Origin of the sequence: Enterobacter cloacae complex sp. FDA-CDC-AR_0164 (assembly GCF_003071645.1) — a bacterium.
Taxonomy (GTDB): Bacteria; Pseudomonadota; Gammaproteobacteria; order Enterobacterales; family Enterobacteriaceae; genus Enterobacter; species Enterobacter ludwigii.
In genome coordinates this window covers 4,702,360-4,713,395 of record NZ_CP028950.1, presented here as the reverse complement: position 1 = coordinate 4,713,395, position 11,036 = coordinate 4,702,360, and the positions used below count along the sequence as shown (strand labels likewise).

Here is an 11,036-nt window from a genome sequence, read left to right as displayed (position 1 = left end):
CGGGGCGATCAATTTTTCAACTGGGTAAAAATATCCGGCAGAAATGTCCTAACACCTCGATTTTAGACGGTCAATAATTTTCTTTATTAAAGTTGGTGGCGAAGTCGATGGTCGTATTCACCGCGTCTCATTACTCTCTTCACACGTTTTGTCGCAGCGTGATGCTGCTTATTTTCGCTTTGTTAAAGGCCAGATGAAAAATGAGGTTCTCATTTCTGTCACGGTGGATAACCCCTTGCATGATGTTGGTGCTGTTAATTTTTAGCGGCCAGCAAGGGTATTTCACGTTTAAAGATTATAAAAAGGTTACGAATAGGTTGGCTAACTCTGATGCGCAGCCGCTGAAAAACCGCCGCGAAGAGAAAACATTCACGCTTTTCACGGCGGCAGCACGTCAGGACACTGGGCCGGCTGCGCTAAAAGCCCCGCTGGCGGCGGAAATAGAAGGCATTGTGCGCAGTGATGACCCCTGGCTTTCCTTCGCCGTTATTAAAACGCCCGCGGGCCAGAAGAGCTACCGCGAAGGGGAGCCGCTGACCGGGTTTAACGATGCCTTTATTCAGGAAATTAACAAAGACAGTGTCGTCGTGAATTATGAAGGCATCACGCAGACGCTGGCCTTAAAGAAACCGGATTATTTCAAGGGTGGCGTTGATAGCGGCCCGGTAACCAAATCGACAAAAGATGCAGGCGCAGACACGCTGCATCTGAATGATTATCTGGTATTAAAACCGGTTGTCGAAAAAGGCCAACTGGAAGGCTATGCCATTAATCCCCGGAATGCCTCTTCCTTTTATAGCCATTCAGGACTGAAAAAAGGGGATGTGGCAGTCGAAGTGAATGCTGTCGATATGACCGATGAAGTCAAGGCAAAAAATATTATTGCTGAATGGTCAAAAATGAAAGAAGCGGAGGTTGTCGTCAGACGTCACGCTCACCTTGAAAATATTCGGGTCAATGTTCTTAACAATTAATAAGTGTACAGACATGAAGAAATTTCCATGGGCGTGCGTGGCGCTGACCGCATTGTTGTTATATTCGGGTTCGCTGCTCGCAGCCAACTTTAGCGCGAGTTTTAAAAATACCGATATCCGCGAGTTTATCGATACGGTAGGCCGCAACCTTAACAAAACCATTCTCGTCGACCCGTCGGTTCAGGGCTCTGTATCCGTCAGAACCTACAACGTGCTGACGGAGGATGAGTATTACCAGTTCTTCCTGAGCGTGCTGGATCTCTACGGTCTCTCGGTGATCCCGATGGATAACGGCATGGTTAAAGTGGTGCGCTCAAGCGTGGCCCGTACCGCCGGTGCGCCGCTGGCAGACAGCACAAACCCGGGCAAAGGCGATGAGATTATTACCCGTGTCGTGCGCATGGAAAACGTGCCGGTGCGTGAACTCGCGCCGCTGTTGCGTCAACTGAACGATGCCACCGGCATCGGCAACGTGGTGCACTTCGAGCCTTCCAACGTGCTGTTGTTAACCGGTAAAGCGTCCGTGGTGAACCGGCTGGTAGATCTGGTCCAGCGCGTGGATAAAGACGGTGTTCAGCGTCGCGAAATCGTCCCCCTGCGCTTTGCTTCCGCCAAAGCGCTCTCCGACATGTTGAATAATCTCAACAACGAAGAGCAGAAAGGGCAGAACGCGCCGCAGTTGGCCACCAAAGTGGTGGCGGATGACGAAACCAACAGCCTGGTGATCAGCGGTTCGGAAGATGCGCGCACGCGTACCCGCAGCCTGATCCATGAGTTAGATCGCGAGCAGAACAACGAGGGGAATACCCGCGTCTTCTATCTCAAGTACGCCAGCGCCACCAAAGTGGTTCCGGTGCTCACCGGTATTGGCGAACAGCTGAAAGACAAAGCCGGCACCGCGAAGGCGAAAACGGCCACCGCGGCAACCGATCTGAATATTACCGCCGACGAGTCAACCAACTCGCTGGTGATCACCGCGCAGCCTAACGTGATGAACTCCCTTGAGAAGGTGATCGACAAGCTCGACATCCGCCGTCCGCAGGTGCTGGTGGAAGCCATCATTGCTGAAGTGCAGGACGGCAACGGTCTGGATCTCGGCGTGCAGTGGACCGGCAAGCACGGTGGCGTCCAGTTCGGCTCCACCGGCCTGCCCATTAGTCAGATAAAAAATGGCACCATCAAGGGCGCCAGCTTTACTGGCCTGGCGACCGGCTTCTTTAACGGTGATTTCGGTGCGCTGATGACCGCGCTCTCAACCGACGGCAAAAACGACATCCTTTCCACGCCAAGCGTGGTCACGCTGGATAACAAAGAGGCGTCATTCAATGTCGGTCAGGACGTGCCGGTGCTTTCCGGTTCGCAGACCACCAGTGGCGATAATGTCTTTAACTCCGTAGAGCGCAAGACGGTGGGGACCAAACTGAAAATTGTGCCGCAAATCAACGACGGCGACATGATCCACCTGAAGATTGAGCAGGAAGTCTCAAGCGTCGACAACAGCGCAACGGAAGACGCCAGCCTTGGCCCAACCTTTAATACCCGAACCATCAATAACGAAGTGATGGTGCACAGTGGGCAAACGGTGGTACTCGGTGGCCTGATGGAGAATGTCACTAAGCAGTCGGTCTCCAAAGTGCCGCTGCTGGGGGATATTCCGCTGGTCGGGCAGCTTTTCCGCTACACCTCGCAGGACGCGTCCAAACGCAACCTGATGGTCTTTATTCATACCACCGTGCTGCGTGACGACGACAACTACAGCGCGGCGTCGAAAGAGAAATATGACCAGATCCGCGCCCGTCAGCAGCAGCGCGTTGAGGAGAAAAAGCTCGGGATCATTGAACCGGCGGATAACGCCGTGTTACCCGCGTTCCCTGATGCGAGTGCTGCATCGGTGAAAACCAGCGCGTCCCGCAATCCGTTTAAAGAATAAGGCGGAGGTATCACGTGGACGAACTGAGCAAAACCCTGTGTAGCAGCGGCTACGCAAAAGATAACGGCGTTTTATTTTTTCACGATGCGGTCTATATCCGTGATGACACCCCGGCACTCGCGCTGCTGGAAGTGCGTCGGGTGCTGGGACGCGCGTTTGTCCCGGTCACCCTGACGGCGGAAGCCTTCGATGAAATGCTGGCCAGGATCTGGCAGCAGAGCAGCGGGGTGTCCCAGCAACTGGTGGACGATATGGACGCCGATATCGATCTGATGGCGTTAACCGAGGAGATCCCGGACAACGAAGATCTGCTCGATAACGATGAAAACTCGCCGGTGATCCGCCTGATCAACGCCATTCTCGGCGAGGCGGTAAAAGAGGGCGCGTCGGATATTCATATTGAAACCTTCGAGCGTACGCTGAGCATTCGCTTTCGCGTCGACGGCGTGCTGCGTCCGGTGTTGCAGCCCGCGCGTAAGCTCGCGCCGCTGCTGGTTTCGCGTATCAAGGTGATGTCCCGGCTGGATATCGCGGAGAAACGTCTGCCGCAGGATGGCCGTATTTCACTGCGCATTGGCCGTAAGGCGGTCGACGTGCGCGTATCGACCATTCCGTCCCAGTATGGTGAACGCGTGGTCATGCGTCTGCTCGATAAAAGCAATCTCAAGCCTGATATCAACAAGCTTGGGCTGATTGATGAAGAACGGGAGAAGTTACAAGGGCTGATTGACCGCCCGCACGGCATTATCCTGGTCACCGGGCCAACGGGTTCCGGTAAAAGTACCACCCTGTACGCGATTCTTTCGGCGCTGAACGGCCATGAGCGCAACATCCTGACCGTAGAAGATCCCATTGAATACGAGCTGGAAGGGGTGGGGCAGACGCAGGTTAACCCGCGCGTGGACATGACCTTTGCCCGCGGGCTGCGCGCGATTCTGCGCCAGGACCCGGACGTGGTGATGATCGGCGAAATCCGTGACGCCGAGACGGCACAAATTGCGGTGCAGGCGTCGCTCACCGGTCACCTGGTCATGTCTACGCTGCACACCAACAGCGCCGCCGGGGCGATAACCCGCCTGCGGGATATGGGGCTGGAGTCATTTTTAATCGGTTCATCGTTACTGGGGGTCATTGCCCAGCGTCTGGTGCGTCGGCTGTGTCCGCACTGCCGTACCACCAGTCCGCTGGATGACAATGAAAAGGCGCTGTTCAGCTTTATGGACCAGCCGCCACACGCGATCTATCGCGCGGTGGGGTGCGAACACTGTCGCCAGAGCGGCTATCAGGGGCGCGCCGGTATTCATGAGTTTCTGGTGGTCGACAGCACCCTGCGCCGCGCCATTCATGAAGATAAAGACGAAATGGCCATCGAAACCGAGCTCTTTAAGCAGGCCTACAGCCTGCGTGAGAACGGGCTGCTGAAGGTGATCGACGGCGTCACTTCGCTGGAAGAGGTGATGCGCGTCACCGCCGAGCGCGGAGGAGATGCGTAATGGCCTTCTACGCCTGGACGGCGATGGATACCGCGGGCAAAACCCGGCGTGGCACGTTGCAGGCTGAGGGGCAAAAGCAGGTTCGCCAGATGTTGCGCGAGCAAAAGCTGATGCCCGTCAGTATCAACGAAACCCGTGAGGTTGCGGCTGCCGGTAATGCGAACGCCGGGGCAAAACTCTCCACGCCGGTGCTGTCGATGTTTACCCGTCAGCTGTCGACGCTCGTCAACGCTGCGCTGCCGCTGGAGAGCGCGCTGAAGGCAATCGCGAAACAGACGGAGGACAAAAAGCTCGCGGCGATGGTAGTGGACATCCGCGAGAAGGTGGTGGAAGGGCATACGCTGTTTGAGGCTTTCAGCCAGTTTCCGCGCAGCTTCGACAAGCTCTACTGCACGCTGGTAATGGCCGGTGAAAAGACCGGCCATCTGGGCGACGTGCTGGAAAAGCTGGCCGAGTACAACGAGCAGCGTCAGAAGATGAAAAGCAAACTGACGCAGGCGATGGTCTACCCGATCACCCTGACCGTGGTGGCCATCGCGGTGATCGGCATTCTGCTGGTGGCGGTTGTGCCCCAGGTGATTGAGCAGTTCACCCATATGAAACAGCAGCTGCCGATCACCACCCGCACGCTGATCGCGGTGAGTGATTTCCTGCAGGTTTACGGCCTCTATATCGTCGGCAGTCTGGCAGGCGGGATGATGGGTTTTAAGGCCTGGCTTCGAAACGCTAAAAATCGTTTTCGCTGGCACGGCTGGCTGGTGAACGGTTCGCCCGTCAAAAAGCTGGTCTGCGCCATCAACAGCGCCCGCTATATCCGTACCCTGAGCATTTTGCAGGCCAGTAGCGTGCCGCTGCTGGAGGGGATGTATATCGCGATGGACGGGATCGAAAACCGGTATGCCCGGCAGGTGCTGGAGCAGGCGGCGGATACCGTGCGCCAGGGTGCATCGCTTTATGCGGCTCTGGAGCAGGCGAAATTATTCCCGCCGACCATGCTGTATATGATTGCCTCCGGGGAAGAGAGTGGGGAATTAGGCCATTTAATGGACCGCGCGGCGGAAAACCAGGAATCGGCATTACAGCATCGTATTACGTTAACGCTGTCGGTATTTGAACCGGCACTGGTGGTATCTATGGCGACGATTGTTTTATTCATCGTCCTGTCAATATTACAACCGCTTCTGCAACTTAATAATATGGTAGGTTAAATCATGGCTATAAAACGTAAACACCTGGCTCGCCAGGCGGGCTTCACCTTGCTCGAATTAATGGTGGTTATTGTTATTCTCGGCGTACTCGCGAGTATGGTGGTACCCAATTTAATGGGCAATAAAGAAAAAGCGGATACTCAAAAAGCGACCAGCGATATCGTCGCGCTCGAAGGCTCGCTGGATATGTATAAGCTGGATAATCACCGCTATCCCACCACCGAGCAGGGCTTGCAGGCGCTGGTCACGAAGCCAGAGATTGCGCCCATTCCCAACGGCTACCGTGCGGACGGTTATATCCGCCGCCTGCCGCAGGACCCGTGGGGCGGGGATTATATTCTGGTCAGCCCGGGTGAACACGGTGCCGTAGACGTTTTCTCCGCCGGTCCGGATGGCGAAGCCAATACCGCCGATGATATTACAAACTGGTCTCTGGATAAGAAAGAGAAATAATGAAACGTCAACGCGGCTTTACGTTGCTGGAAATTATTCTGGCGCTGGTGATATTTGCCAGCTGCGCCATGATGGTGGTTTCAACAATACCCTCACGCAGCGGTGCGGATATATTTGGTCAGCAATTAAAAGCCCTCGTTGATTATGGTTCAGACCGGGCAGTGATGGACGGAAATATCGTGGGGTTGGTTATGACCGCGGATAAATACCGGCTGGTGACGCTCGAGGATAAAAACGGTGAACGTCACTGGGTGTCTTTATCCGCGGGGCGGATAACGACCCGGGGTGATTTCCCGCCGGAGATGCACGTCTCGCTCACGCCGCAGCGTCTCGCCGCCACGGTGGCGTCCGAACCGCAGGTGTTATTTCTGCCGGACGGTGAAATCAGCCGCTTTACGCTGGCGCTGCAAAGCCGCGACAACGCGCACCATTTCCGCGTGGTGTCGCAAGGCGCGGCCCCTGTAACGGTAGAAAACGATGGCTAACGGCAAGAGAAAGCAAAAGGGGATGACGCTGCTGGAGGTGATGGTCGCGCTGGTCATCTTCTCCACCGCCGCACTGGCGCTGATGAACTCGGTCTCCCTGAACGTGCGTTTCACCCACGGGCTGGCCGATACATTGCAGGCCAGCTGGGTCGCCGAAAATCAACTGGCGGAGGCGCAGCTCAACAGACGTGATTTTCCTGACGCTGAAGCGCAGGGGGCAGAGGTCATGGGCGGGCGCAGCTGGGCCTGGCGAAAGCAGCGCGTAAAAACTGCGGCTAACGGCTGGGCGAATGCCATCCGCGTCTATGCAGAAGGCGATGAAAGCCAGCCGGTTATTTCACTGCAGGTCATCGCGCCGGGAGAGGAACCGTGAAGAAAATCCGACGCCAGCGGGGATTTACCCTGCTGGAGATCATGATTGCGCTGACCATTTTTGCGGTGATCAGCACCCTGGCCTGGCAAATCCTCGACGGGGCGATGCGCACCAGTTCGGCGACGGAGGCCAGCGCGGCAAAGCTCAATCAGCTTCAGCGTGCCTGGAGCCTGATGGAGCGCGATTTCTATCAGCTTCAGGCGCGTGCGCCGCGCAACGAGCCGGATACATTTCGTCAGGGGGATGACGGCCTTGAGATGACCACGCTGAACGGCGTGAGCGGAACCGTACAGCTGGAGCGCGTGCGCTGGCGGCTGGAAGAGGGGCGACTGTACCGGGATGTCTGGCCGGTGATTGACAGCCCGGCGGATGCCAGACCCGATGCGGTGCCGATTGTCGGCGAGGTGAAATCCCTGCAGTGGCGTTTTTACCGTCAGGGCTGGCAAAAAAGCTGGAACGACCCGGCACATCTGCCGGATGGCGTCGAGCTGACGCTGACGATGGAAAACGGGGAAACCTGGCGCTGGGTGTTTACGACGCCGGGCGATATCCCCGAGGCCGCCGCGCCAGCGCCCGCAGACGCACCTGCCGCGCCACCTGCAGCGGAAGCGACATCATGAAGGCTTTACGTAAACAGAAAGGCGTCGCGCTGCTGGTGGTACTGATCCTGCTGGTCATGATGTCGGCGCTGGCTGCCAGAATCAGCCAGCAGTTCTGCCGCAATCTGCAGAAAACCCATTACCAGGTGAGTCAGCAGCAGCTGCGCTGGGCCATGCAGGCTCAGGAGAAGGTGGTCAAAGATCGTCTGCAGAGCGACGCCAGCGGTGAGAGTAAAGCCCTTAGCCTGCAGGGTGACTGGCACCAGCCGCTGGAGACCCGGGGTGACGATTACACGGTGGTCAGTCAGGTGGAAGACGCCCAGGACTGCTTCAACGTGAATAACCTGCTGGCGGCCGATGACATCGCGCAGGGGCAAAATGCGCCCGCGGTGCCGGAAAAACCGCGGAAAGAGCAGATTGTTGAGCAACTCCTGACCGGGAGTGGCCTCAGCCAGTCCACGGCGCACGAGGTTTACTCGCAGCTGGTGGACTATCTGGATGGCGATACCACCACGGCCAGCGAGGGGGAGGAGAGCGATGCCTGGGCGGGCGTGGTGCCCCCCCGGCAGCCCGCAAACCAGATGATGCGCACGATCGCTGAGATCACGCTGCTGCCGGCATTTCCGGCAACGGCATACCGGAAGGTGAGCACGCTGCTGTGTGCCTTACCGGATACCGCCAGCAAGGTGGATGTGAACACCCTGAAACCGGAACAGGCCGCCTTACTGGCCGCCATGTTCCCCGGAAAAATAACGCAAGACGATGCCGTTCGCCTGATTGAATCGCGACCTGAAACCGGCTGGGAAAATATGGAAACCTTCAGCAACGCGCTGGAGCAGGCCTTCCCGCAGGTGAAAGACGACCTTCCGCAGGTGGCCGGACAACTCTCCACCCAAAGCCGGTACTTCCGCGTTAACTATACCGGCAACACCGATGCGCTAACGCTTCGCGTGGTAAGCCAGCTTCAGGTCAATAACGAAGCGGGTGAGATCGTGACGTGGCAACGTCGTTACCGAATGATTGAATAAGAAAAGCAGATGGCTATGAAACAGGTACTTTTTGTTCGTCCCGACAGCCGTGAGGGCGGGAAAATAATGTGGTGTGCTTCCGGCAGCCAGCAGGTTGACGTTGTGGAGCGCCTTGACGCGCTGGCAGACCATCCTCTCGCGGCCCGGGTCTGTTTACTGTTGCCCGCGGGCAACATGATCTTCCGCCATTTTACGTTGCCGAAAAAAGTTGCCTCTCAGACGGCGGCGTTCTCGTGGCTGGCGGAAGAGACGCTCATTGGCGAGGTGGACAACCTTCACTGGACGGTGCTTCACAAAAAGGGGGCCGACGTTGACGCGGTGGCGATTGATACCGATCTTCTGCGCGGGTGGTTAGCCCGTTGCCAGGAGGCCGGTTTGAAGGTGATTCAGGCGCTGCCGGATGCCTGGCTGCTGCCGGTGACGGCAGGAGGAAGCACGCTGGTTGCCCTGGATGACCGCTACTGGCTGCGCCTGTCGCCCCATGTCGCCAGCGAAATGGAGGCCAGCCTGCTGCCGCTGCTGATGCAAAAAACCCCAGACGGTGACGTGTGCTGTTACGGCGAACCGCCAGCCGGTGTCGGGGTGGATCTTCTGCACCCGTGGCAGCATCCGCTGGTGCTGATCCAGCCCCAGTGGCAATCCTGTCGGGTCACCCTCCTGCACGGTGAATTCAGCCCGAAGGCAGGAAAAGGCAGCGCGTCTAAAGGAATAAAAATCGCGATGGCGGCGGCGGGCCTGCTGTCTCTCGGGCTGTTGCTGGGCCCGCGGATCGCGATGGCCTGGATGCTGGTACAGCAGGAAAATCGGGTTCAGCAGGAGATCGTTCAGGTTTATCAGCACCATTTTCCCAGCATGCGCCAGCAGACCAATATCAAATACCACTTTGGTCAAAACATGAAAAAGCAGCACAAAGGGGTATTCCTGCAGCTGGATGATCTTGAGCAAGCCAGGCAGGCCGTACCCGCACTTGAGATCTCCCTGCTTGAGTACGATGCGCAACAAAATGCGCTGACCCTGAGCGTCAGTGCGCAAAGCCAGGCCGCGCTGCAGTCGTTTGTGGAGAAAACGGGGGAGCATTTTGATTTCACCCTACAGCCTGTTTCGACCACTGCACCTTATACCGCCATGATCGCAGGGAAATATAAATGAAAGAGCGAATCACGAAGCTTACGTCGCGTTATCAACAATACAGCATCCGGGAGAAATATATTATAAAAACCGGTGCCGTTGCCCTCCTGGCCGCGGCTGTTTATTACGCGGGCATGATGCCACTGGATAATATGATTCAAAATAGCAAATCAACGCTGACCCGACAAAAAGAGACGCTGAACTGGATGCGCAGAGAAATAGATAAACACCACCTTCCGGTGATGATCATTAAAACGGATAACCCGCGCACGGTGGTGGAGAACAGCGCTCATGAAATTAACCTTTCCCTGACGGAGGTGCGTCAGGACGGGCAAACCTTATCGTTCGTGGTGAACCGCGTAAATGTGTATGAATTAAAAAACTGGCTGCGGGAAATCAACCAGACCTCCGGCGTCAGGCTGCAAAAAATGAACCTTACGCCGGTCGATCACCTCAGTGATGTGAAAGCAGAAGTGCAGCTCACCTGGCGCAAAACCGCATGAACACCGTTGCGCTGATGCGGGAAATCTACCCGGTGGGGTTCCCGGTGATAAGTGCGATCCTGGGCAGCATGGTGGGCAGTTTTCTGGGGGTTGTCGCCGAGCGCGTGCCGGGCATGGTGATGGAGGAGGAAGGCGCGGGCAACTTGCTGTTTCCGGCCTCTCACTGCCCGGTGTGCCAGCATGAACTTGCGGCCTGGGAGAATATCCCGCTGGTCAGTTGGCTAGTATTGCGCGGGCGCTGCAGGCAGTGCGGCACGGCCATCCCGCTGCGCTTATTGATGCTCGAGCTCGTCACCGCGCTCTTTTTTGGCCTGACCGCCTTGTGCATTCCGGGCGAACCGGCGTTGTTCTCACTGTGGTTGCTGGCCGCGTTTCTGCTGCCGCTGGCGATGATTGACTGGCAGCATCAGTTGCTCCCTGACTGTCTGACCCAGCCGTTGCTGTGGGCAGGACTGTTGTTACACCTCGTTGACCACACGCTACCGCTTAAGGATGCGCTGGTGGGGGCGGTGGCTGGCTACCTTTCGCTCTGGTCTCTCTACTGGGCATTTCGTCTGCTTACCGGACGAGAAGGATTAGGCTATGGCGATTTTAAACTTCTGGCGGCGTTAGGCGCCTGGTGCGGCTGGCAGGCACTGCCCACCCTGGAATTGATTGCCGCGTTAAGCGGTATTGTCGGATATTTCGCGACAACACATGCGAATAAAAATAACCGCATTATTTCTTTCGGTCCTTATTTAGCTTTTGCCGGCATGACGGTTTTTGTTTATCAGGTTGCCTGTTCCACATTCTGAATACACCGGTCAAGTTTTTTTAGTGATTTTTTCGATTGGGGAATGAAAGGAATACAGTATTTATTCAG

At 56.6% G+C, this 11,036-nt stretch carries 12 protein-coding genes; all 12 read left to right on the top strand.

Going from position 1 to position 11,036, the window contains the following annotated elements; genetic code table 11:
* Window positions 1-242 precede the first annotated feature (242 nt).
* From gspC to AM410_RS23135, 12 genes are read left to right on the top strand one after another with little or no spacing between them, the layout of a single operon-like run.
* Complete coding sequence (gene gspC, locus AM410_RS23190) at window positions 243-974, top strand: type II secretion system protein GspC (RefSeq protein WP_049022122.1); 732 nt, start codon at window positions 243-245, stop codon at window positions 972-974.
* A 13-nt stretch (window positions 975-987) separates the two neighbouring features.
* Window positions 988-2,904 (top strand): type II secretion system secretin GspD, encoded by a 1,917-nt coding sequence (gspD, locus tag AM410_RS23185; RefSeq protein WP_108648529.1) that lies wholly within the window; start codon window positions 988-990, stop codon window positions 2,902-2,904.
* A 14-nt stretch (window positions 2,905-2,918) separates the two neighbouring features.
* The gene (gene gspE, locus AM410_RS23180; protein ID WP_020884857.1) at window positions 2,919-4,397 is read left to right on the top strand and encodes a type II secretion system ATPase GspE; all 1,479 of its coding nucleotides are present in this window, start codon (window positions 2,919-2,921) and stop codon (window positions 4,395-4,397) included.
* Window positions 4,397-5,605 (top strand): type II secretion system inner membrane protein GspF, encoded by a 1,209-nt coding sequence (gene gspF, locus AM410_RS23175; RefSeq protein WP_073395829.1) that lies wholly within the window; start codon window positions 4,397-4,399, stop codon window positions 5,603-5,605. The genes gspE and gspF overlap by 1 nt, the downstream gene beginning before the upstream one ends.
* Window positions 5,606-5,608: 3 nt before the next feature.
* Window positions 5,609-6,058, top strand: a complete 450-nt coding sequence (gspG, locus tag AM410_RS23170) for a type II secretion system major pseudopilin GspG (RefSeq protein ID WP_014169334.1) — start codon at window positions 5,609-5,611, stop codon at window positions 6,056-6,058.
* Window positions 6,058-6,543: a type II secretion system minor pseudopilin GspH gene (gspH, locus tag AM410_RS23165; protein ID WP_073395831.1), complete on the top strand. Its 486-nt coding sequence runs from the start codon at window positions 6,058-6,060 to the stop codon at window positions 6,541-6,543. Before gspG ends, gspH begins: the two co-directional genes overlap by 1 nt.
* Entirely contained in the window at window positions 6,536-6,916 is a 381-nt protein-coding gene (gene gspI / locus AM410_RS23160) for a type II secretion system minor pseudopilin GspI (RefSeq protein ID WP_014169336.1), read from the top strand. Before gspH ends, gspI begins: the two co-directional genes overlap by 8 nt.
* Entirely contained in the window at window positions 6,913-7,536 is a 624-nt protein-coding gene (gene gspJ, locus AM410_RS23155) for a type II secretion system minor pseudopilin GspJ (RefSeq protein WP_073395832.1), read from the top strand. The genes gspI and gspJ overlap by 4 nt, the downstream gene beginning before the upstream one ends.
* Entirely contained in the window at window positions 7,533-8,543 is a 1,011-nt protein-coding gene (gene gspK / locus AM410_RS23150) for a type II secretion system minor pseudopilin GspK (protein ID WP_073395833.1), read from the top strand. The genes gspJ and gspK overlap by 4 nt, the downstream gene beginning before the upstream one ends.
* Before the next feature lie 15 nt (window positions 8,544-8,558).
* Window positions 8,559-9,692, top strand: coding sequence for a type II secretion system protein GspL (gene gspL, locus AM410_RS23145; RefSeq protein ID WP_108648622.1), 1,134 nt, complete (start codon window positions 8,559-8,561; stop codon window positions 9,690-9,692).
* Entirely contained in the window at window positions 9,689-10,174 is a 486-nt protein-coding gene (gene gspM, locus AM410_RS23140) for a type II secretion system protein GspM (protein ID WP_108648526.1), read from the top strand. The genes gspL and gspM overlap by 4 nt, the downstream gene beginning before the upstream one ends.
* Complete coding sequence (locus AM410_RS23135; RefSeq protein ID WP_073395836.1) at window positions 10,171-10,968, top strand: prepilin peptidase; 798 nt, start codon at window positions 10,171-10,173, stop codon at window positions 10,966-10,968. The genes gspM and AM410_RS23135 overlap by 4 nt, the downstream gene beginning before the upstream one ends.
* Window positions 10,969-11,036: the final 68 nt, after the last annotated feature.